Source organism: Stenotrophomonas rhizophila (assembly GCF_020857975.1).
GTDB classification, from domain to species: Bacteria; Pseudomonadota; Gammaproteobacteria; order Xanthomonadales; family Xanthomonadaceae; genus Stenotrophomonas; species Stenotrophomonas rhizophila_C.
This window is the reverse complement of sequence record NZ_JACWUO010000015.1, coordinates 47,022-70,649: the sequence shown is the minus strand read 5'-3', so window position 1 is coordinate 70,649 and position 23,628 is coordinate 47,022. Positions and strand designations below refer to the sequence as shown.

Genomic DNA, 23,628 nt, shown 5'->3' with positions numbered 1-23,628 from the left:
GCGGGGATGAACCCCGATGGCCGAAAACGTCGATACCGCCGCGGTAGCGGATTTTTACAGTGACTTAACCGGCGTTCTGAAACAGCCCCGCCGATTTCGCATGGTCACGGCGGCCCGTTATGCTGTGGCCATGCAGCCAAAGAATTACGCCCTTCCCCTGATGTTCCTGTCGCTGGCCACCGTCTCGGTGGCGCACGCCCGCGGAACCATCGACAAGGTGGAAATCAAAGGACTGGACAAGGGCGACGACGCCGAGATGATCGAGAACATCGAGGTCTCGCTGTCGCTCTACGACACCATCGGCAAGCCCCAGGGCGAGTCGCGGCTGGAGTACCTGTTGTCCCAGGCCGAACGCCAGACCCGCCAGGCACTGGAACCGTTCGGCTATTACAACCCGGTGATCAAGGTCGACAGCCCGCGCCAGGGCGAGAACCTGCAGGTGGTGATCCAGGTCGACAAGGGCCCGGCCACCGTGGTGCGCCGCGAGCATATCGACATCACCGGCCCGGCCCAGCTGGACCAGTACCTGCAGGAAGACCTGGAGAGGTTCAAGCCGCGCAAGGGCCAGCGTTTCGAGCATACCCAGTACGAGGCCAGCAAGATCACCGTGACCCGGCGCCTGGCCGAACGCGGCTACTTCGATGCCGACTACACCCAGCGCCAGGTGCAGATCACCCGCGCCGAAAACGCCGCCGACATCGACCTGACCTGGGACAGCGGCCGCCGCTACAACATGGGCGACATCCGTTTCCACGAGGATTACTTCGTCGACACGCTGTTCGACCCGCTGGTGTACTGGGACAAGGGCAGCTACTTCCACGAAGGCAAGCTGGACCGGCTGCGCGAGTCGTTGACCAAGCTGGACTACTTCAGCGTGATCGACATCCAGCCACGCCCGGACCAGGCCGACGCCGACGGCAATGTGCCGGTGGACGTCAACCTGACCCGCGCCAAGCGCACCATCTACACCGCCGGCCTGAGCTATGGCAGCGAAAGCGGCGCCGGTGTGCGCGGCGGGCTGGAGCGGCGGTTCCTCAACAGCCGCGGCCACAAGATGAACACCCAGCTGGACTATGCGCAGAAGCGCAAGAGCCTGGTCACCAGCTACCGCATCCCGGCATTCAACTGGCTGGACGGCTGGTATGCGTTCACCGCCAGCGCCTACGACGAGCAGACCGACTACATCGACCTGCGCAACTTCAAGCTCTCGGCCAGCCGCAGCGGCGAAATCAACGAATACTGGACCGCGATCGCCTCGATCAACGCGTTGCGCGAACGCTGGCGCTATGCCTCGGGCACCGAGTTCACCGACCCGGTGTACACCACCTCCACCCTGGTCTACCCGCAGCTGGTGGCCGACTACGTCAACGTCGACGACGAACTGTTCCCGCGTCGTGGCATCAGTGGCAGCGCCACCGTGCGCGGCGGGGTGGAAGGGGCCGGCTCGGACACCAGCTTCGTGCAGGCCAACATGGTGCTGCGCTGGTACATCCCGATCGGCGCTACCGACCGCCTGATCCTGCGCGGCGAAGGCGGCACCACCTGGACCAGCGACCTGGTGGCGATGCCGCCCAGCCTGCGCTTCTTCGCCGGTGGCGACCGCAGCATCCGTGGCTACGCCTACCGTGAGGTCGGCCCGCGCACGCCCGAGCCGGACAAATACGCGCTGGGCGCCAAGAACCTGGTGATCGGTTCGGCCGAATACGAGCATTACTTCAAGGGCGGCCCGTGGGGCGCGGCGGTGTTCGTGGACACCGGCAGCGCCTTCGACAACACCATCGACCTGCATACCGGCGTGGGCTTCGGCGTGCGCTGGAAATCGCCGGTAGGGCCGGTGCGGGTGGATATCGCCCATGGCCTGAACAACCCCGATTCGCAGTTCCAGCTGTACCTGAACATCGGAGCGGACCTGTGAGCACGCCTGCGCCTGCCGCCCCGCCGCCACCGCCGCGCGTGCGCTTCTACCGCAAGCGCCGCTTCTGGGCGTGGTCGGGGTTCACCGTGCTGGGCATGGTGCTGCTGGCGCTGCTGCTGCTGTACTGGCTGCTGCAGACCGTGGCCGGGCGCGATGTGCTGCTGGCCCAGGTGGTGGCGCGGCTGCCGGCCGGCGCCACGCTGACCTGGAGCAGGGTCGATGGCCCGGTGGCCGGGCCGCTGCTGCTGCACGACCTGGACTTCCGTTACGACGATATCCATTTCACCGCCGAGCGCGCCTACCTGGACCCGGACATCCGTCCGCTGCTGGGCCGCAAGCTGCGCCTGGATGCGCTGCAGCTCAAGAACGCCTCGCTGAACCTGGCCAAGAGCGATGAACCGTTCGAGCTGCCGTCCTGGCCGGAGTCGCTGCCGCAGATCGAAATGCCGCTGGCGATCCAGGTCGACACCATCACCATCGACGGCTTCAACATCACCCAGGCCGGCCAGCCGCTGATCGACATCGCCAAGGTGCGTGGCGGGGTGGAAATCGCCAATGGCGAGTTCCGCGCAAGCCAGCTCAGGGTGGACAGCAGCTACGGCGACTTCCGCGTGGATGGCCGCTACCTGCCGCGCAGCGACTACGACACCGACATCACCGTCGGCGCGCTGATGCCGGCCCCGCGCGGGCGCACCCCGGCGCGGCTGGGGCTGGTGGCGCGTGGCGACCTGGGCCATATGGAAGTGGCGGTGGCCGGCAATGCGCCGGCGCCGCTGCAGGCCAGCCTGGTGTTCGATGGACGCACCGATCCGGTGTGGAAGGCCAGCGCACGCACCAGGGAACTTGACCTGGCGCTGCTGGTGCCGGGCATGGAGGCCAGTGCCGGCACGCCGATGGCGCTGGCGTTCCAGGCCGATGGCAAGGGTGGCCAGGCCAACCTGCAGGGCCGCTTCAAACAGGGCGACATCGCGGTGGAACTGGCCCCGTCCAAGCTTGGCCTGGCCGACCAGGTGCTGACCGTGGCGCCGCTGCAGGTCAAGGCCTTCGGTGGCCAGGCGCGGTTGCAGGGCAAGGCCGATTTCACCGACAGGGAGAACGCCAGCCTGCGTTTTTCCATCATCGCCAATGACCTGACCTTCGTGCCGGCGGCCGATACCACCACGCCCGGCGCCGCCGCGCCGGTGCCGGTGACCCTGAAGGAAGCCCGCCTGGGCCTGGCCGGCACGCTGAAGGCGTGGGCGGCGGTGGGCGAGGCCGCGGTGGAGCGCGAAAAGCAGACCGCCGACCTGAAGTTCGATGTGCGCGGCAACGACCAGAGCGCACAGATCCGGCAGCTGCAGGCCAGCACGCCGGGCGGCGCGCTGGATGTCACCGGCCAGGTGGCCTGGGCACCGCAGCTGGACTGGGACGTGGCGGCCAAGCTGGCCGGTTTCGATCCGGGCTATTTCGCCCCGGGCTGGGATGGCAAGCTGTCCGGTGCGCTGGCCTCCAAGGGCCGCCAGTTGCCGCCAGCGGCGGGCAGCCCGGCCGGTACCGCCGGCAGCTATGAGGCCACCGTCGACGTGCCCGGCATCAAGGGCACGCTGCGCAAGCGCGCGGTGGACGCGCAGGGCCGGTTCGCGCTGCGCGGCCAACAGGGCGAGGGCAACGTGAAGCTGGCGGTGGGCAACAGCCGCCTGACCGCCAAGGGTTCGGTCGGCGACCGGCTCGATATCGAGGCCCAGCTCGAACCGGTGCAGCTGGACGACCTGCTGCCCGGCAGCACTGGCAGCCTGCGCGGCCAGGTGCAGATCAAGGGCCCGCGCAACGCACCGGACATCAGCGCCGACCTGGCCGGCAGCGGCCTGCGCTGGAACGACTGGAGCGCCGAGGCGATCAGCATCAAGGGCCGCCTGCCGTGGCAGGGCGACAGCGGCGCGCTGGCGGTGCAGGGCAGCAAGGTGCAGGTGGGCATGCTGCTGGATACGCTCAACGTGGATGCGCGCGGCAGCGTCTCCAACCTGCGCCTGGATGCGCAGACCAGGAACGAACTGGGCGCGGTCGCGCTCAGCGGCGCGGTGCGCCAGCAGGGCCAGGCCTGGCGCGGCGAGCTGGGCGCGCTGCGGATCGCACCGGTCAAGGGCGATGCCTGGAGCCTGCGCGCACCGGCCGCCTTCAGCGTGCAGGGCAGCAGTTTCACCCTCGGCGATGCCTGCCTGGGCGCGGCCACCGGCGGCGAATTGTGCGCCAGCGCGAACTGGCCGCGCGAGGGCCTGCTGGTGCGGGGCGATGCGCTGCCGCTGGCCCTGGTGCAGCCCTGGCTGCCGCCGCAGTCGGGCCGGCGCATGTACCTGCGCGGCGAGCTGACCCTGGATGGCCGCATCCGCCCGCGCGGCAACGCCTGGGAAGGCAGCGTCAAGATCGCCTCGCTGGAAGGCGGTATCCGCCTGGGCGACAACGCCCGCGGCGAACTGGTGCGTTACGACCAGTTCTCGGTGGACGTGCAGATGACCCAGTCGCAGATCAACGGCAAGCTCGGCGTCGGCTTCCAGGGCGACGGCTTCGTCGACGCCAAGGTGCAGACAGGCTGGGATGCCGGTGCGCCGCTCACCGGCGAGCTGTACATGAACATCGCGCGGTTGTACTGGCTGGAGCTGTTCTCGCCGGACATCGTGCGCCCGACCGGCCTGATCGAGGGCCACGTCAGCCTGCGCGGTACCCGCGGCACGCCGTCGCTGGGCGGCGAGGCCACCTTGAGCCGGTTCAAGGGCGAGTTCCCGGCCCTGGGCCTGAGTTTCGATGAAGGCAAGGGCAGCTTCACCGCGCAGCCGGACGGCTCGGCCAAGATCACCGCGCAGGCCAATTCCGGCAAGGGCACGCTGTATGTCGACGGCGGGCTGTCGTGGTTCGGCGACGCGCAGCCGCTGCAGCTGCACATCCATGGCGAAAACGTGCTGCTGGCCAATACCAGCGAACTGCGCGTGATCGCCAATCCCAACCTGGACTTCAGCCTGGCCGGCAAGACCATGCAGCTGCGCGGCAGCGTGCATGTGCCCGAGGCCGACCTGGACCTGGAACGACTGGACCGTGGCACCTCGGTGTCCGAAGACGTGGTGGTGCTCGATCCGGTCGACCCCGAAGAAACCCCGACCTCGCCGCTGGACATGGACCTGACCGTCAGCCTGGGCGACAAGGTCAAGATGAGCGGGTTCGGCCTGAAGGGCGCGCTGGGCGGCAAGATGCAGGTGTGGTCGCGGCCGGGGCGCGAGATGACCGCCAACGGCGGGCTGGAAGTCAGCGGCCGTTACAAGGCCTACGGCCAGGACCTGACCATCACCCGCGGCAACCTCAGCTGGAACTACAACGCGGTTTCCGACCCGCGCATCAACATCCGCGCCGAACGCAGGGTCGGCGATGTCACCGCCGGCATCGACGTCACCGGCCGTGCGCAGTCGCCGCGCGTGGATGTGTGGTCCAACCCGGCGATGTCGCAGTCCGAAGCCCTGGCCTACCTGGTGCTGGGGCGCAGCCTGACCGGCGCCAGCAGCGACCAGGCCCAGCAGGTCAACGCGGCCTCGGCGGCGTTGTCGGCCGGCAGCGGCCTGCTGGCCGCGCAGCTGGGCGCCAAGCTCGGCCTGGACGACGCCGGGGTGAGCCAGTCGCGCGCGCTGGGCGGTTCGGTGATCGGCGTGGGCAAGTACATCTCGCCCAAGCTGTATGTCGGCTATGGCGTGTCGCTGGTCGGCAGCGGTTCGGTGCTGACCCTGAAGTACCTGCTGAGCCGCGGCTTCGACGTGGAAGTGGAATCGAGCACGGTGGAAAACCGCGGTTCGATCAACTGGCGCCGGGAGAAATAGCGCAGGTGGCGGGGTAGAGCCGAACCATGCTCGACATACGTTGCATGCGGTTGCCGGCCAGCCGCCGGCACTACCCGGTTTTGATCGATTCCAGCGTTTTATGCACCATCGCAACCACGGTGAGCCACAGCACAATCGTCATCACGGCAGCCAGCTCGCCAATGATCATGATCAGCGCAAGTCCTTTGACGCCTGGCACCAGTATCAACAATCGCCAGCGACTGAGCCGGCGGCGCTCATTGACGAGCAACCATAGACATCTTGCTGTCAGCAACAGGGTCAGCCCTGCGATGACGGTACCAGCAATGCGTGCATCGCCGAGATGAATGACCAACACCGAGATGAGGGCCAATGCCGGCGGGATGCACAGCCGCCAAGGGTATTGAAAGCTCATTGCGTTCAACCAGCGTGACAATGCGACCAGCGTGACCCACGCCAACCAGGCGAGCAGCAGGCCCACGCTGAAACGGCCGATCCGGCCAGGGCTGGTGGAGACCAGCAGCATGCACGCGAACGACACCAGCCAGGCCAGGCCCCAACGCAACGCGCTGATCTGTAGCCAGGCCAGGGAGATACGTCGGTGATCGCCGGCGTGGTGCCAGAACGCGGCCGTTTGTTGATCGAGCTGGGGGAGGGCGGGGCAGGCGGGGCTGAAGTCGAAGGCATCGAGGAGCCCGCGCATCCGCCGTGCCGCCAACGGCCGTACACCAGCCAACAGCCGCCGCCCGGGCGACATACCCTGACGCAGTCGCGCGATCCTTAGCAGCGCCAGTTCGGCATCGTCAATGTCGCAACTCGCCAGATGCGCACGCAGTTGCTGAGGACGGTCTGCCTGCAATGCCCACATGACCTGCATCCGGCGCTGTCTACGTAGCAGACATTCGGGATCGATCGGCGCGTTGATGTCGTCCCACTGGAAGAAGTCGATCAGTACCTGGGTGTTTTCGCTGCGGATGGGCTCATCCTGTTCCATCAGGCGCGCATGCAGCTGATTTGACAGCGCAGCCTTTGATGTCAGCGACCAGAGCATCTGCGCGGCATTGAGCCAATCTGCGAGATTTCCGGGTGGCAGCCTTCGGGCCTGATCCACAATCTGCTCGAGTGAGCACACGTCATCATCAGCCGTCGCGCCGCGTGCAAGCTCCGGCAGCGGCGGTGGTTGCTGAGGCGCGACATCGGTCGCGCACGATGACGGCTGCGAAGGTGGCTCCGGCGCAAGCGTTTGGGGTTGATCGGGGAGGGCGATGTCGTGCGTTGCATGCAGGACACCCACCGACCGTGTCGGATCGAGGGTGTCACGCCATTCTGATTCGACCGCAGCGTGCGCACCCTGCCAAGGCTCCATATCTTCGGCGGACCACGTTGCATGCTCTTCCAGTGCGGCCATCACTGCCCACGCAGGAGCATCGTCGGCGTCATCCGCATCGTCCCGCTGCGCGTCCCGCCGGCCGTCAAGCGCAGCCCGGTAGGCCTCGTGCAGGTGCTGGAATCCTTCCGGATCGGTGTCAGGTCGCGTTGCCCGGAGCCGTGCCGCGTAGGCGCGTTTGATCGCCCGTTCATCGGCATCGGCAGGCAGTTCCAGCCATTCCAGCGCCCAGCTCACCTCTGCGATTCCAACTCATCGAGGGTGAGGCTCAGGCGTGACCGATGCGCGTCGACCCGTTGCCGATCCTGGCTGTCAATGCTATCGCGGAACCCAGCAAGGCAATCCTGCAGGCGGGATCGAAGATCAAGCCGCTCCTCGTAAAGTCGCTCCATCCGCGCCACCAGGGCAAGGTTCTGCTGTTCCTCGCGGGGGTGAATCTTCAGGCTGGCGAGCGCGGCGATCCTTTCGGCGATCCGCGCGTCATCCATCTGCATCTGGCCCTGCTGCAGCACCAACTCGTGGCGCTTTCCAGATGATTGCTCGATGGCCTCGACGTGCAACAGTCCATCCACGTCATAGGTGAAACGCACCTTGACGCAGGCAGCATCACCGCTCTTGCGCGGGCTCAGCGGCACGCGAACCTCACCCAGCTTGATGTTGTTGGCCACCATGGGGCTCTCACCCTGGAACACATCGATGCACACCGCATCCTGCGTCTCCGACGCCGCGTAGAAATGGTCTTCACGGCTGACCGGCACCACGCTGTTGCGCGGGATGATCGGATGGAAAAAACCAGCAACATGCTCGCCCTCCGCATTCGCCCGTGCCACCTGGGTGCCGAGGGTGTAGGGGCAGACATCGGTCATGACGACCTCTTCCAGGCTCTCGTCGCGTGCCTTGAGCCCCCCCGCGATGGCGGTACCCAGCGCGATCGCGTGGTCGGGGTGTACGTGCCGCAGCGGCAGGCGGCCAAACATGCGTGTAACCATGCGGCTGATCATCGGCATGCGTACAGCGCCGCCCACCAGAATGATTTCGTCAAGATCGTCCGGCTTGAGCTTCGCATCGCGCATGGCCCGCTCAACCGGTGCGCGCATTCGCTGCAACAGGGGCTCGCAAAGCAGGGAGAACGCAGACTCGTCGATCGCCCATTGATGTTCGTTGCCATCCAGCTGGATCTGCATGCGGGCTTGCCCGCCGCCGCTCAGTTCCCGCTTCATGGCTTCCAGGTGGCGGCCCAGTTGCGCCAATTCCCGGGCAGGTAGAGCAGATCGGTCGATGCCCTGATGACTATGGAATGCTTGCTCGAGTACCTGCAGAAAATCCTCGCCACCAAGATAATTGTCGCCCGCACTGGCGTGAACCTCCACGATGCCTTCGAACAATTCCAGCAGCGATACATCGAACGTTCCGCCACCCAGATCCAACACCATGACCTTGCCATCCTCGCCGCGGCGTTGCAGTCCATAGGCCAGCGCGGCGGCGGTGGGCTCGTTGATCAGCCGCTCGACACGGATGCCGGCCAGCATGCCGGCGGTGCGAGTGGCCTTTCGCTGTGCATCGGAAAAGTAGGCCGGAACACTGATGACGGCTTCGCGCACCGGCTGCCCCAAGGCAGCTTCGGCATCGGCCAGCAACGAGCGCAGGACCAATGCCGACAGTTCTTCGGGGCGATACAGGCCATCGCCCAGCCGGGTCTCCCGATCGGTGCCCATCCAACGTTTGAAGGTGGCAACGGTATGGTCGGGATGGCTGACCAGGCGGTCCCTTGCCGGTTGCCCGACCAGGACCTGTTTCCCATCCAGGCTGACGACCGACGGGGTGAGCAGGTCACCGTGCGGGTTGGGGAAAAGCCGTGGACCTTCGGCTGAGTGAACGCCAATCAACGAATGGGTAGTGCCTAGGTCGATGCCGACAATCATGGCTTCAGCGCGGTTCTAGAGGATCTTCGATTCTAGGAGCGGGTTCATGACCCTGACCTATGGCGGTTGCCCTCCGCAGGCTCGGAAGCTATTTTTCACGGTTGTTCCGACGTTTTCGGGTGTTCTCATGCTGTGTCGCAAAACCCTTCCTGCCGCGCTGGCCCTCGGCCTGACCCTCGCTGCCGGCGCCCACGCCGATGAAGGCATGTGGATGCCGACCCAGCTGCCGGAACTGGCCAAGCCGCTCAAGGCCGCCGGCTTCAAGGGCGACCCGGCCGACCTGGCCAACGTCACCGCGCCGCCGTTGAGTGCGGTGGTGCGGGCTGGTGGCGGCACCGGTTCGTTCGTGTCGGCCGATGGCCTGCTGCTGACCAACCACCATGTCGCGATGGGCGTGATCCAGTACAACAGTTCGCCCGAGCACAACCTGATCGACAACGGCTTCATCGCCCAGGGCCGCAGCGACGAGCGCGCGGCCAACCCGGATTTCCGCGTGCTGGTCACCACCGGTTTCGACAAGGTCACCGATGAGGTGCTGCGCGACGCGCGCGGCAAGACCGGCCGTGCCTACTTCGAGGCGGTCGACCGCGCCAGCAAGCAGCTGGTGGCCGATTGCGAGAAGGAAGGCAACGTGCGCTGCAGCGTGGCCGACATGTATTACGGCACCGATTTCTACCGCATCCGCCAGCTGGAACTGAGCGATGTGCGGCTGGTCTACGCGCCGCCGCGCGCGATCGGCAACTACGGCGATGAGATCGACAATTTCATGTGGCCGCGCCATACCGGCGACTTCACCCTGCTGCGCGCCTACGTCGGCAAGGACGGCAAGCCGGCGCCGTACAGCGCGGATAACGTGCCCTACCAGCCGCCGGCGCACCTGAAGATGGCCATCGACGGGCCCAGGACCGGCGACTACGCGATGCTGGCCGGCTACCCGGGCATCACCTACCGGCACCGCACCGCGGCCGAATTCGCCGGCCAGATCGATGCAGTGCTGCCGCGCCGGGTGGCGGTGTTCCAGCAGATGATCGACACCATCGAGGCGGCCAGCGCCAGCGATGCGCAGGCGCGCACCCGCTACGCCGCGCAGCTGCAGTCGTTGAAGAACAACCGCAAGCGCGCCGCCGGCGAGCTCGAAGGCCTGCTGCGCAGCGATGCCAAGGCCCAACGCGCGGCCGACGAAGCGGCGATGCTCAAGGCCACCGACCGCCGCTACCAGGGCGACATCCAGGCCCTGTTCGGCTCGCTGTCGCAGGGCGCTGCGGTGGGCGAGCGCGACCTGCTGCTGGACCTGCTGTCGGCGCAGAGCCAGCTGCTGCGCTCGGCGCTCACCCTGGAGCGGCTGCGCATCGAATCGGCCAAGCCCGATGCCGAGCGCGACAGCGGCTACCAGCAGCGCGACCTGGCCTTGATCGAAGGCACCTTGAAGCAGGTCCAGCGCCGTTATTCGCCGGCGGTGGAAAAAGCCCTGCTGACCACCCTGCTGACCCGTTACCAGCAACTGCCCGACGCGCAGCGCGTGCCCGAGTTCGATGCCGCCTTCGGCCGCACCCCGGCCGCGCTGGCCAAGACTCTGGACACGCTGTACGCCGGCACCCGGCTGGGCGACGAAGCCGAGCGCCTGTCGCGTTTTGCCGCGGCAAAACAGGGCAAGGCGCTGGCGCGCGACCCGCTGGTCGATCTGGCCGGCCCGCTGGTGGCCGCGCAGCTGCGCCTGGACGACGAGCGCAAGACCCGCGAGGGCGAACAGCTGCGCCTGCGCCCGGCCTACATGCAGGCGCTGTTCGCCTGGCGCGCCGAACAGGGCCGCGCGGTATACCCCGATGCCAACCGCACCCTGCGCATCAGCTACGGCAAGGTGGAAGCGTTGTCGCCGCGCGATGCGGTGCATTTCGACCCGGTCACCACCGTGGCCGGGATCGTCGGGAAGAACACCAATGCCTACCCGTTCGATGCGCCCAAGCCGCTGTTGGCGGCGATCGCCAAGGGCGATTTCGGTTCCACCGCCGACCCGGTGCTGAACACCCAGACGGTCAACTTCCTGACCAACCTGGACACCACCGGCGGCAATTCCGGTTCGCCGGTGCTCAACGCCAAGGGCGAACTGATCGGGCTGAACTTCGACAGCAACTGGGAGTCGGTCAGCGCCAGCTGGTGGTTCGACCCGCGTTACAAGCGCGCCGTGCACGTGGATATGCGCTACCTGCGCTGGCTGCTGGCCAAGGTCTACCCGGCACCGGCGCTGCTGCAGGAAATGGGCGTTCCGGCTGAATGACCATCGCGGCCACGGCCCCTAGCCGTGGCCTGCCGGCGCGCGGCAGCGCGTCGGTGGATCGGCATTTGGTCCACCGGCAGGCTGCGGCTAGACTGCGCCCTGGCTCTGGGGGAGCGGGACAGACGTGGTGGCAACACAGAACGACGACCGCGGCGCAATGCCGGCGGCGGCAGGTGGGGAACTGCAGGGATTACGGGTCTGGGTGGTGGAAGACGACCCGGAGCTGCTTGCACTGGGGGTGGACGACCTGCGCTGGCGGGGGGCCGAGGTACTCGGCCTGGACAGCGCCGAAGCCCTGTATCGCGCGCTGGCGGTCGGCCAGTGCGACATCGTGGTGCTCGACGTCGGCCTGCCCGGCGAGGATGGCTACAGCGTGGCCCGGCACCTGCGCCGGATCGCCGATATCGGCATCGTGATGCTCACCGGCCGCGGCAGTACCCACGAGATGGCGCACGGCCTGTCGCTGGGGGCCGATGTGTACCTGGTCAAACCGCTGGATGGCAACCTGCTGGCCGCCGCCCTGGCCAGTCTGCGCCGGCGGCTGCGGCCGGCGCTGCCGATCGCCCACGCCGCGCCGGCACCGGTGGCGGCGCAGTGGCAACTGCAGGCCGATGGCTGGAACCTGTGCGCACCCAATGGCGCGGTGCTGGCCCTGACCAGCGCCGAGCGCGGCTTCCTGCGCGCATTGCTGGCCACGCCCAGCGTCCCGGTCGAACGCGAGGCGCTGATCGCCGCGGTCACCGACCAGCCCTGGGACTTCGATCCGCATCGGCTCGAGGTGCTGGTACACCGGCTGCGCGCGCGGGTACGCGGTGGCATCGGCCTGACCTTGCCGGTACGCGCGCTGCGCGGTGCCGGCTACCTGTGGGCCACGACCGCCGACTGAGCCGGCGGCGCCTGGCGTGAGCAAGTGAGAGCCAGCGAGAGCAGCTGGCACTGCCTTTGTGTCGTCCGCTGCGCAGAATTCCCGCCGCCTCCGGCCATCCGGCCGAGGCCGCGCGTCCGTCGTCGATGGACGCCAGAACGCCGGGGAATGCGTGCCTGACCATTGGCCGTTGCCCCGGCCTTGTCGCCAGCAGGGGAACAGTCGTGCACAAGCAGCAGGTTCGGACGGATGCCGTCGCAGGCATCGCATCGTCGTGGGGTCGGTCGTGGCGCGCCTGCGCCTGGCTGTTGCTGGCCAACTGCCTGTTGGCGCCGGCGGCACTGGCCGCCAACCTCAGCGTGTCGCAGCTGTCCGATTCCACCAGCGGCTGGTTGCTTGGCGATGGCTCGGCATCGGGCAACGCCGGCAGCGATCCGGCACCGGTCGGTGCGATCGTGGTCTACGACGTCACCCTGTCCAACAGCGACAGCAGCGCGGCCAGCAGCGTCGCGGCGGTGTTCGACCTGCCGGCCGGCACACGCAGCTACCAGCTGCCCAGCGACTGTACCGCCGAGACCGCCACCCGCATCGTCTGCCGCTATGCCAGTTTCCCCGGCAACGGCAGCCGCACCTTCAAGCTGATGGTCGATACCCAGGGCGTGACCCCGGGCACCACCCAGGTAGCGGCGGCGATCGGCATCCAGTCCGCGCTGCCGGCCACCACCACCCCGGTCACCAGCCTGGACAGCAGCGATGCGTTCTTCGCCGGCGACAGCAACCCGTCCAACAACCGGCTGGAGCAGAACACCACCCTGACCGCGGCGGCCGACCTGGCCCTGACCAAGAGCGCCAGCCCGGCCACGGTGATCGCCGGCGGCGAAGTCACCTATACCCTGGCGGTGCGCAACCTGGGGCCGAGCACCTCGACCAATTTCCGCGTCATCGACACCCTGCCGGCCGGCTTCAGCGTAGTGCCGGGCAGCTTCAGCGGCAGCGGCTGGACGTTCAATGCCGGCACCACCACCGCCACCCACAGCGGCGCGCTGACCAACGGCCAGACCGCCACCTTCAGTTTCCGCGCCAAGGCCAACGTGGCCAGCGGTTCGGTCACCAACGCCGCGCGCGTGGTCGCCGGCGGCACCCCGGACCCGCGCCCGGACAACGACGTGGACACAGCCGATACGCTGATCACCACCGGCGCCGATGTCACCGTGAGCATGGTCGCCACGCCGGCACCGGCGGCCACCGACGCCCCGGTGACCTTCACCCTGACCGCCGACAACCTCGGCCCGGAGCCGTCCAGCGGGGTCAGCGTCAGCGGCGTACTGCCGGCCGGCTTCAGCTTCACCGGCACGGCCAGCCTGCCCAACGGCTGGACCTGCAACAACGCCAGCGCCACCACCTTCACCTGCACCCGCAGCGGCGCGATGCCCAGCGGTGCCAAGGAAATCCTGCGCATCCTGGCCAACGCGCCGCCCACCCCGGGCAGCTTCCAGGCCACCGCGCAGATCCAGTCGGCGGCCACCCCCGACCCGAACGACGCCAGCAACGGCACCAACAACAACGTCGCCACCACCGCGCTGACCGTGCTCGCCGACGGTGCCGACCTGCGCCTGTCCAAGACCAAGCGCGGCAGCAACAACAACACCGAGGTGGTGCCGGTCGGCACCACCGCCGCCAGCAACATGACCTCCACGCTGCGGCTGTGGAACAACGGGCCGGCGCGGATCACCGCCAATGCGCAGATCGTGGACGTGCTGGCCGACGGTGAGGAATTCATCGGCGCCAGCGGGCCGTTCAGCTGTTCGGTGCTGCCGGCTGCCTACACCCCGGGCACCCGGCAGGTGGTGACCTGCGATTACGTGGGCACCTACCCGGTAGCGGTCGCCGCCGGCAGCAACGATGCCAATGCGTTCGCCACCCTGAGCATGACCACCCGCGCACGCGCGCCGGGCGTGCTGACCAACAACGCCTGCACCGGGGGCTCGACCCCGGCCGGCGGCCCGGCGTCGGCCGAGCCGACCACCGACAGCGGCATCAACCTGGACAAGATTTCCAGCAACGACTGCGCCGGCATCGGCATCCGCGCCACCGACGATGCGGCCAACCTGTCGATCACCAAGCTGGCCAGTACCCAGAGCGGTGGCGGCAAGGTCGTCGGTGTCACCGAGACCTGGGCCGAATACCTGCTGACCGTGCGCAACAGCGGCGCCGCCACCGCCGGCGTGGTGGTCAACGACCCGCTGCCCGGTTACCTGGACAACGACCGCACCAAGGTCGATGTGGTCGCACCGGCCGGCTGGCCGGCCGGCCAGTGCCGGATCAATGCCGGCAGCCTGATCTGCGAATCGGGCGCGGTGGTGCTGGCGCAGAATGCCAGCGCGGTGATCCGGCTGCGCCTGCACAACGCCGACAACAGCCCCGGGTTCCTGTTCGACAGCGTCGGCAAGACCGCCGGCAATACCGCCAACAGCGCCTGCGCGGCCAACGGCACGGTGCCGGGCAGCGGGCATTTCCATTGCAACCAGGCCGGCGTCGGCGTGGACGGCCGGATCAATGGTTCGGTCGGTGAGGCCGACTGGGCGGACAACTACGCCACCGACTGGCTGCGCGTGGACCGCGTGGCCAATCTGCAGACCGAGCAGAAGGTGATCACCAGCGGCGACAACAGCGGCCGTGCCGGCGTGGTCGCCGACTACCGCATCCAGTACCGCAACCAGGGCCCGTCGGCGATCCCGCAGGTGGTCTTCACCGATACCTTCACCCTGCCGGCCGGCGACAGCGGCTTTGTGCTGGTCAGCGCGCGGCTGGCGTCCAACAACCAGGCCTGCACGATCAGCGCGATGGATCCGGGCATCACCGCCAGCAACACCGCCGGCGGCATCTCCTACCGCAACACCGATGCAGCCAACCCGCGCAACCTGACCCTGACCTGCCCGGCAGTCGCATTGGCCAACGGTGCGGTCAATACGGTCAACCTGAGCATCCGCCCCAACGTCAATGCCAGCAACACCGGGCGCGTGTTCGACAACGTCGCCGCTTTCAGCTTCCCCGCTGGCGCCACCGGCAGCGATGCCGACGGCGACTGGAACTACAACCTGGTGGCCACCGCCGCCGACGACACCAAGAGCGCGCGGCTGACCTTCGGCGAAGGCCGGGTCGACCTGCTGGTGCAGAAGAACGACCAGGGCTTCGCCGGTGGCGTGGATCCGCTCGGCTTCGATCCGCAGGACCCGAGCAGGAACTACCTCACCTACCGCGTGCAGGTGACCAACCAGGGCCCGTCGCTGGCCAGCGACGCCCGCATCCGCGACAGCATGGTGCCGCCGGCCGGGCGCACGGTGACCTTCATCGGCGTCTCGGCGACGGCGACCGGCACCTTCAGCAGCGCCGGCTGCAGCGTGGACAGCGGCACCAATCCGTTCACCGGCGATGGCAGCAGCGCGCTGGTGCTGAACTGCCTGATGCCCGGGGCCGGTTTCAATGGCAGCGACGAGCCGGGCACGGTTGCCGCCGGCGCCAACAGCGAGCTGTTCCTGCGTTATCGCTACGACACCGCCCCCGGCGGCGGCGGCGACACCCTGCGCAATACCGCGCTGGTGCATTCGGCCGAAACCCGCCAGGGCAGCGACCTGACCGCAGGCGATGCCAACGGCGCCGACAACAGCACCACCGAAACCACCAGCGTGTTCATGCGTTCGGACGTGGCGGTGAGCAAGACCATGGTCAGCGTGCTGCCGCCGTCGGCGCCGAGCGCGGCATTGCCGGCCAGCGTGGCCAGCGTGACCGTGCAGCAGCCGTTCTGGTATGTCATCACCGGCATCAACAATGGTCCGGGCCAGAGCCTGTCCAAGGACCGCAGCGCGGCCTCGCAGGCGCGTGGCACCGGCACCGTGGTGGTCGATACGCTGCCGGCCGGCGTGCAGGTCACCGGCGCGGTCACCTGGCAGAAGCAGGGCCCGGCCTACGCCGGCGCCACGCCCGACGGCACCGGCACCTGCGCCGTGCTCGACCGCGTGATCACCTGCGAGGTGGGCGATACCACCTATGCCAACGGCACGCCCGGCCAGGTCCGCATCCTGGTGCCGGCGATGTGGCCGCAGCTGCCGGCCGGCAGCACCGCACCGCGCGGTACCTCGAACAACCAGGCCGCGGTCACCACCGAACAGGTCGACGAGACGCCCACCAACAACACCGTCACCGTGCCGCTGGACGTGGTCAACCTGTCGCTGTCGGGCAAGGTCTTCGTCGACAGCGACCAGAGCGCCGGCAATGGCGGCATCCCGCAGCCGGGCGAAGCCGGCATCGCCGGCGTGTCGATCCGCCTCAGCGGTACCGATGCGTATGGCCAGCCGGTCAACCGCACCGTCACCACCGATGCCAACGGCGACTACCGCTTCGACAACCTGGCCCCGTCCGATGCCAGCGGCTACACCGTGCTGGAAGTCCAGCCGAGCGGCTACGCCAACGGTGGCTTCGACCCGCCGGCCAGCGGCAGTGCCGCAGCCAGCTTCGATCCCGACAGCTACCGCGCCGGCAACCCGGACAGCCAGTACGTGGCCCTGCTCGGCGCGGCCGTCGCCGTGCCCGGCGGCACCATCGGCAGCGAAGGTGCGGTCGCGCTGCGCTACAACTTCCCCGAAGTGCGCCGCCCCAGCCTGTCCGGCCATGTGTATGTGGACCTGGACTTCAACAACGTGCGCACGATTGGCACCGACAGCGCGATCGCCGGCGCCACGGTTGAACTGCTGGACGCCAACAGCGGCGCGGTGCTGTTCACCACCACCACCGACAGCAACGGCCAGTACCGCTTCAGCGACCTGGACCCGCACGTGCTGTACAGCGTGCGCGAACCGCTGCCCACCGGCCCGTATACCAACCGCCCCGGCGCGGTGACCGCCGGCACCATCGGTGGCGCCGCCTGTGCGGCCGGCGACTGCGTGGCCGGCACCGCTGTGGCGGCACCGGGTGGCCCGGATGCGGCCAGCACCGACCGCCTGTCGCGGATCGATCTGGGCACCGGGCTGGATGCGGTGGACTTCAACTTCGGCGAAAACCCCAACGGCAGCTCGATCGCCGGCCGGGTCTGGCTGGACCTGGACAACGACGGCCTGATCGACCCGAGCGAAACCGGCCTGGACGCGGTGGAGATCGTGCTCACCGGCACCGACCGCAACGGCCAGCCGGTGCGCCTGACTACCACCACCGCCGCCGATGGCAGCTATGCCTTCGTCGGGCTGCTGCCGGGCACCTATGTGGTGACCGAACCGACCCAGCCGGCCGATACCCTCAACGGCACCACCGTGCCTGGCGACAAGGGCGGCACCGCCACCGGCGTGGAGACCGTGCCCTCGGCGATCAGCGCGATCGTGCTGGGCAACAACGAACTGGCCAGCGCCTACAACTTCGGCGAAATCCCGATCGCCTCGATCAGCGGCCGGGTTTACTACGACAACAACGACAACGGCAGCATCGACGCCGACGAAACCGGTATCGCCGATGTGCCGGTCGTGCTGACCGGCACCGACCACGCCGGCCAGGCGGTCAGCCTCACCACCCGCACCGATGCGCAGGGCCAGTACAGCTTCCCCAACCTGCGCCCGGGCAGCTACGTGGTCACCGAGCCGGACCAGCCGGCCTATACCACCAACGGCATCACCAGCCCGGGCACCGTCCAGGGCAGTGCCGTGGGCGTGGCCACCGACCGCAGCACGGTGCCTTCGGCGATCAGCCAGATCGTGCTCGGCACCGGCATGCAGTCCATCCACAACAACTTCGGCGAAGTGGCCGATACCCCCGACCTGGTGGTCAGCAAGCGTGCCACCACGGTGGTATTCACGGTCAACCACCCGGCCGAATACCAGATCCAGGTGCGCAACATCGGCCCGCGCCAGACCCTGGCCGGCTATGAGGTGCACGATCGCCTGCCGGCCGGCCTGACCCTGCTGGACACCCCGGCCGGCAACGGCTGGCAGTGCCAGGGCGCGGTGGGTGCAGACCGCTTCGTCTGCCGTGCCAGCACCGTGATCGGTGCCGGTGCGACCCTGCCCGACGCGATCACGGTCAAGGTGCTGGTCGGTGCCGGCGCGGCCAATGGCAGCACCGTGCACAACGCGGTGCTGGTCGAAGGCGGCGGCGAAGATGGCCCGCATGCGCCCAGCCCGACCGAACGCGCGGCCTTCGACGGCGATGTCACCACGCTGCCCGAGTGCGACCCGGCGATCACCCAGAACGCGTGCCGGGTGCCCAACCGCGTGCAGCTCAGCGCCTCGGTCGGCGGTACCGTGTGGTACGACGTGGGCAGCGATGACCAGCTGCTCGATGGCGGCGACCAGCGCCTGCCGGCATGGACCGTCGAACTGGTCGACCCGGCTACTGGCGACGTCGTGGCCAGCATGCCCACCGCTGCCGACGGCAGCTACCGTTTCAACGACGTGCTGCCGGGGGTGAAGTGGAACATCCGCTTCCGCGACCCGCGCTCGAACATCGTCTGGCCGCACCCGGTCACCCGCGAAACCATCGCCGGCGTCCAGGCCAGCTGTGACGCCGACGGGGCGATCGCAAGGGCCGGCAGCAGTGCCTGCCAGCGCAACGACAACGGCAGCAGCCTGCTGGAAGTGGTGCTGCAGCCGGGCCAGCATCTGCCGCAGCAGAGCCTGCCGGTGGATCCGTCCGGGGTGGTCTATGACGCGGTTTCGCGCGATCCAGTGCCCGGGTCGATCGTGACCCTGGCACCGGTCGGCGTCTGCGCCGGCTACGACCCACGCACCGCCGTGCTCAACGCCGGCAGCGGCGGTTACCGCATCGAAGGCAACACGATCTCGATGACGGTGGGCAGCGAGGGCTTCTACCAGTTCGCCTTCGGCGCTGCCGCGCCGCCGCGTTGCGAGTTCCAGCTCAGCGTGACCCCGCCGGGCGGCTACCAGTTCGTGTCCAGCCTGATTCCGCCGCAGACCGGTGCGCTGTCGCCGGTGGGCAATGGCGGCGCCAACCATGCGGTGCAGCCCAACACCCGTGCGCCGACCGGCGCGGTCGGTCCGGCCACGCAGTACTACCTGGGCCTGTTCGCCGGTTCGGCGACCGCGTCGATCGTGCACAACCACCTGCCGCTGGATACTGCGGTGGCGACGGGGCTGGCGATCAGCAAGAGCGGCGACCGCCAGACCGCCGAGATCGGCGACACCGTGCAGTACACCATCACGGTGCGCCAGACCGCCGGCAGTGCGTTGCGCGCGCTCAACGTGATCGACCGGTTGCCGCGCGGCTTCACCTACATCGACGGCACCGCCCGCGCCGACGGCCGCGCGCTGGCCGACCCGCATGGCAGGCCGGGCCCGCTGCTGGGCTTCAGCCTGGGCCCGATCAGCGTCGGCGGCCAGATCGTGCTGACCTACCGCGTGCGGGTTGGCGTGGGCGCGCAGCAGGGCGATGGCATCAACCGCGCCCAGGCCTTCGGCTGCGGCTTCGACGGCGGCTGCATCAGCACCGCCAGCCTCACCCCGCTGCCCGGCGCGCTGCCGTCCAACCGTGCCGAATACCGCGTGCGGGTCACCGGTGGCGTGTTCACCGACCAGGCCTGCGTGCTTGGCAAGGTGTTCGTGGACTGCAACAACAACCACCTGCAGGACCGCGAGGAACTGGGCATCCCCGGGGTGCGCCTGTACTTCTCCGACGGCACCTGGGTGATCAGCGATTCGGAAGGCAAGTACAGCTACTGCGGCCTGCCGCCGCAGAGCCACACGCTGAAGGTCGATGCCGGCACGCTGCCGCTGGGCGCGCGGCTGACCACCAGCAGCAACCGCAACCTTGGCGACGCCGACAGCCTGTTGCTGGATCTCAAGAACGGCGAACTGCACCGCGCCGATTTCATCGAAGGCAGTTGCGCCAACCCGGTGCTGGAGCAGGTCAAGGCCCGCCGCACCCAGGGCGAGGTGCGCGCGCCGGAAACCGAAGCCGGCCAGGCGCCGCTGCGCTTTGACAGCAAGCCCGCGCGGGCGCCGCAACAGGCGACCGACTCGGCCAACCAGAGACCGATCGTGCAACCCAGAGCCACCCCGCCTGCTGCAGGCGCTGCCAGCGAGGGCCAGCCATGAGCCGCGCCCTGCCGCTGTACCGCCTGCCCCGTCTGAGTCTACTGGCCTGCGCGCTGGCCGCCGTGCCGGCGATGGCGCAGACCGTGGGCAGCCCCGGTCGCTTCACCCCGGTGCTGGGCCAGGCCAGCAACCTGTACCCGCGCAGCGCCGCCAGTACCGAGGCGGCGCCACGCGCGCTGGACAGCGCGCAGCCGGGCACGCTGGACCGGATCGTGGTCGAACTGGACCGCGATGGCGTGCCGGCCGATGGCCAGAGCGCGGTGCATGTGCGCGTGCAGTTGCTCGACGGGCAGGGCCGTGCGCTGCCCGGCAGCGACGTGGTCACCATCGAGAACAGCGGCGGGCGCATCCGCCTGCCGGGCTCGCGCACCGACGAACTGGGTCCCGGCGCGCTGGATGCCGACAAGCTCATCCCCGGCGTGCAGCTGCAGGTGGTCGACGGCGTGGCCGAATTCGACCTGCTCGCCCCGCACGACCCGCAGGACGTGTTGCTGCGGGTCACCGCCGGTGCTGAAACCGCGCAGGGCAGCATCGCCTTCCTGCCGGAGATGCGCGAACTGCTGGCCACCGGTCTGATCGAAGGGGTAGTGAACTTCGGCCGTCGTAACAATGGCGGGCTGATCTCGCCGGTGGAACGCAACGACGCCTTCGACCGCGACATCCGCCGCTGGGAACGCCAGTTCAACAGCGGCAAGGCCAACGCCGCCGCGCGCACCGCGTTCTTCGTCAAGGGCCGGATCAAGGGCGAGTACCTGCTGACCGCTGCCTACGATTCGGACAAGGACACCCGCGGCCGGCTGCTGCGCGACATCCAGCCGGAGGAGTTCTATCCGGTCTACGGCGATTCGTCGCTGCGCGGCTTCGATGCGCGCTCGGCCGAGCGCCTGTACGTGCGCATCGACAACCAGCGCAGCTACCTGCTGTATGGCGATTTCCAGACCGGCGACGGCCTGGCCACCGCCACCGGCATCGGTGGCAGTGGCGCCCTGCCGCAGCGCAGCCTGGGCAGCTACAACCGCACCGCCACCGGGCTGGGCTGGCATTTCGAGAGCGAGCGGGTACGCAGCAATGTGTTCGCCATCCAGGATTCGCTGCGCCAGGTGATCGAGGAGTTCCGCAGCCAGGGCAGCGGCCCGTACGCGCTGCGCAACAACGCGGTGCTGGAAGGCAGCGAGCGGGTCGAGGTGGTGGTGCGCGACCGCAACCAGCCGACCCGGATCGTCTCGGTGCGCTCACTGGCGCGGCTGGTCGACTACAGCTTCGAGCCGTTCTCCGGGCGCATCCTGCTCAACCAGTTCCTGCCGGCTTTCGACAGCGACCTCAACACGGTCTCGCTGCGCATCACCTATGAACTGGACCAGGACACCGAAAAGTTCTGGGTGGTCGGTGCCGATGCGCAGGTCAAGCTGACCGATCGGTTTGAAGTCGGTGCGGCCGCGGTCGAAGACCGCAACCCCTATGCCGAATTCAAGATGGGCAGCGCCAATGCCAGCTATCGCTTCGGCGACAACACGCTGCTGGTGGCCGAGTTCGCCCGGACCCGCAGCGAGGTCAACACCAACACCATCAACCAGGTCACCTCGCAGGGCCTGAAGGATGTCAGTGGCGAGGTGGAAGGCGACGCCTGGCGGCTGGAATTCGCCCACGACGGCGCCAGGCTCGACGCGCGCCTGTTCGCCGCGCGCACCGACCCGGCCTTCAACAACCCGGCCGCGCCGCTGTATGGCGGCCGTGGCGAGTACAACGCGCGGCTGGGCTGGCGGGTTGGCCCGCGCCTGGAGCTGTATGTCGAAGGCCTGCGCAGCGAAGACCGCAATCCCGATGGCGGCAAGCGCGATGCCGGCGGCGCCGGTGTACGGGTCAACGCCAGCGAGCGGTTGACCGTGGACCTGGGCGTGCGCAGCATCCGCGAAACCATCGGGGTAACCTCGCCGTGGTCGTCGGGCGCACCGTTCGGCAACGCCGGCGGGCTGACCGGCGGCTTCGCCAGTGGCAGCGGCGGCGGCGCGCTGGGCTACGGCCAGCAGGCGCTGGACCCGCTGACCGGGCTGATGGTGATCAACGGCAGCAGCAGTGGCAGCCCGCTCACCAGCGACCTGCCGGTGGGCACCGAACTGGAATCGGACAGCGCCCGCATCGGCCTGGGTTACCGCCTCAGCGACCGGCTCAGCGCCGGTGCCGAAGTGGAGCGCAGCGTCAGCGGCGAAGACCGCAAGCGCCTGGCTGCCGGGCTGGACTACCAGGTGTTCGAGCGCAGCCGGGTGTATGGGCGTTACGAAAAGCAGACCGGCCTGACCAGTGCCTACGGCATCACCACCACCGACCGCGAAGCCGATGCGCTGGTATTCGGTGTCGACAGCACCTACCTGCGCGATACCCAGACCTTCAGCGAGTACCGGCTGCGCGATTCGATCAGCGGCCGCGACGTGCAGGCCGCCTCGGGCATCCGCAATACCTGGGACATCGCCGAAGGCCTGCGCCTGGGCAGTTCGGCCGAGCACGTCAAGGTGATCGACGGCAGCGCCGGCGACAGCACCGGCCTGGCGCTGGCGCTGGACTACAGCGCCAACCCGCTGTGGCGCGGCGCGGTCCGGGTCGAACACCGGATCTCGGACGACGTGCCCGATACCGACAGCAACGAGGCGTTCAACACCACCCTGGTGCAGGCCATGCTGGCCCGCAAGCTCAGCCGCGACTGGACCCTGCTGGCCCGCAACTACCTGCTCAGCACCCGCTACGACGCGCGCGGGGACGTGCTGCAGGACCGCTTCCAGCTGGGCGTGGCCTACCGCGAAACCGACCGCAACCGGGTCAACGCGCTGGCCCGCTATGAGTACAAGCTGGAACGCGACGAAAGCGGGCTGACCCTGTCCGACGGCCGGCCCGTGGATGGCAGCAGCCAGGACGTGCGCACGCGTGCGCATATCGTGTCCACCCACGCCGACTGGCATCCATCGCGGCCGTGGTGGCTGACCGGGCGCATCGCCGGCAAGTGGCAGCAGGACCAGTTCGCCTACGGCGACGGGTCGCGGGTCAACAGCCGCTTCCACGCCGTGCTGCTGTCCGGCCGGGTGGTGTATGACATCACCGAAAACTGGGACATCGGCGTGCTCGGCTCCACCTTCCGCGGCCAGTCCAAGGCCAACCAGTACGCCTGGGGCGTGGAAGTAGGCCGGTTGCTGCGCCAGAACCTGTGGTTGTCGGCCGGCTACAACTGGACCGGCTTCAGCGGCGACCGCGACCTCAATGGCTATGAATACACCCAGCAGGGCGTGTTCCTGCGCCTGCGCTTCAAGTTCGACGAAGACCTTTTCCGGCCGGACCCCGTCCGCTACCGCGACCCGGCACGCTGAGGA

The 23,628-nt window shown here is 68.5% G+C and carries 8 protein-coding genes; 6 read left to right on the top strand and 2 right to left on the bottom strand.

The genetic code is table 11. The features are described 5' to 3' along the window. Positions 1 to 130: 130 nt before the first annotated feature. Positions 131 to 1,915: an autotransporter assembly complex protein TamA gene (locus tag IC535_RS14215; protein ID WP_228887095.1), complete on the top strand. Its 1,785-nt coding sequence runs from the start codon at positions 131 to 133 to the stop codon at positions 1,913 to 1,915. Beyond that, positions 1,912 to 5,751 (top strand): translocation/assembly module TamB domain-containing protein, encoded by a 3,840-nt coding sequence (locus tag IC535_RS14210; RefSeq protein WP_228887094.1) that lies wholly within the window; start codon positions 1,912 to 1,914, stop codon positions 5,749 to 5,751. The genes IC535_RS14215 and IC535_RS14210 overlap by 4 nt, the downstream gene beginning before the upstream one ends. A 70-nt stretch (positions 5,752 to 5,821) precedes the next feature. On the opposite strand, the gene IC535_RS14205 is transcribed toward IC535_RS14210, so the two are convergent. Further along, positions 5,822 to 7,354 (bottom strand): hypothetical protein, encoded by a 1,533-nt coding sequence (locus tag IC535_RS14205; RefSeq protein ID WP_228887093.1) that lies wholly within the window; start codon positions 7,352 to 7,354, stop codon positions 5,822 to 5,824. Next, positions 7,351 to 9,039, bottom strand: coding sequence for a molecular chaperone HscC (locus IC535_RS14200; protein ID WP_228887092.1), 1,689 nt, complete (start codon positions 9,037 to 9,039; stop codon positions 7,351 to 7,353). Before IC535_RS14200 ends, IC535_RS14205 begins: the two co-directional genes overlap by 4 nt. 127 nt (positions 9,040 to 9,166) lie before the next feature. Here IC535_RS14200 and IC535_RS14195 point away from each other — a divergent pair, with 127 nt between their 5' ends. The 4 genes from IC535_RS14195 (at position 9,167) to IC535_RS14180 (ending at position 23,625) form a co-directional block, all read left to right on the top strand. After that, on the top strand, positions 9,167 to 11,314 hold the full coding sequence (locus IC535_RS14195; protein ID WP_228887091.1) for a S46 family peptidase: 2,148 nt from the start codon (positions 9,167 to 9,169) through the stop codon (positions 11,312 to 11,314). Between the two features lie 127 nt (positions 11,315 to 11,441). Beyond that, a complete protein-coding gene (locus IC535_RS14190) occupies positions 11,442 to 12,200 on the top strand; it encodes a response regulator transcription factor (protein ID WP_228887090.1) in 759 nt (252 codons plus the stop codon). Positions 12,201 to 12,487: 287 nt separating this feature from the next. Then, on the top strand, positions 12,488 to 20,272 hold the full coding sequence (locus IC535_RS14185; protein WP_228887089.1) for an SdrD B-like domain-containing protein: 7,785 nt from the start codon (positions 12,488 to 12,490) through the stop codon (positions 20,270 to 20,272). After that, positions 20,269 to 23,625, top strand: a complete 3,357-nt coding sequence (locus IC535_RS14180) for a hypothetical protein (RefSeq protein WP_228887088.1) — start codon at positions 20,269 to 20,271, stop codon at positions 23,623 to 23,625. The genes IC535_RS14185 and IC535_RS14180 overlap by 4 nt, the downstream gene beginning before the upstream one ends. Positions 23,626 to 23,628 lie beyond the last annotated feature (3 nt).

Excerpts from the sequence above, each read along its gene's own strand:
- IC535_RS14195 (WP_228887091.1), top strand. The coding sequence starts at position 9,167 with ATGCTGTGTCGCAAAACCCTTCCTGCCGCGCTGGCCCTCGGCCTGACC.
- IC535_RS14200 (WP_228887092.1), bottom strand. The coding sequence starts at position 9,039 with ATGATTGTCGGCATCGACCTAGGCACTACCCATTCGTTGATTGGCGTT.
- IC535_RS14215 (WP_228887095.1), top strand. The coding sequence starts at position 131 with ATGCAGCCAAAGAATTACGCCCTTCCCCTGATGTTCCTGTCGCTGGCC.
- IC535_RS14180 (WP_228887088.1), top strand. The coding sequence starts at position 20,269 with ATGAGCCGCGCCCTGCCGCTGTACCGCCTGCCCCGTCTGAGTCTACTG.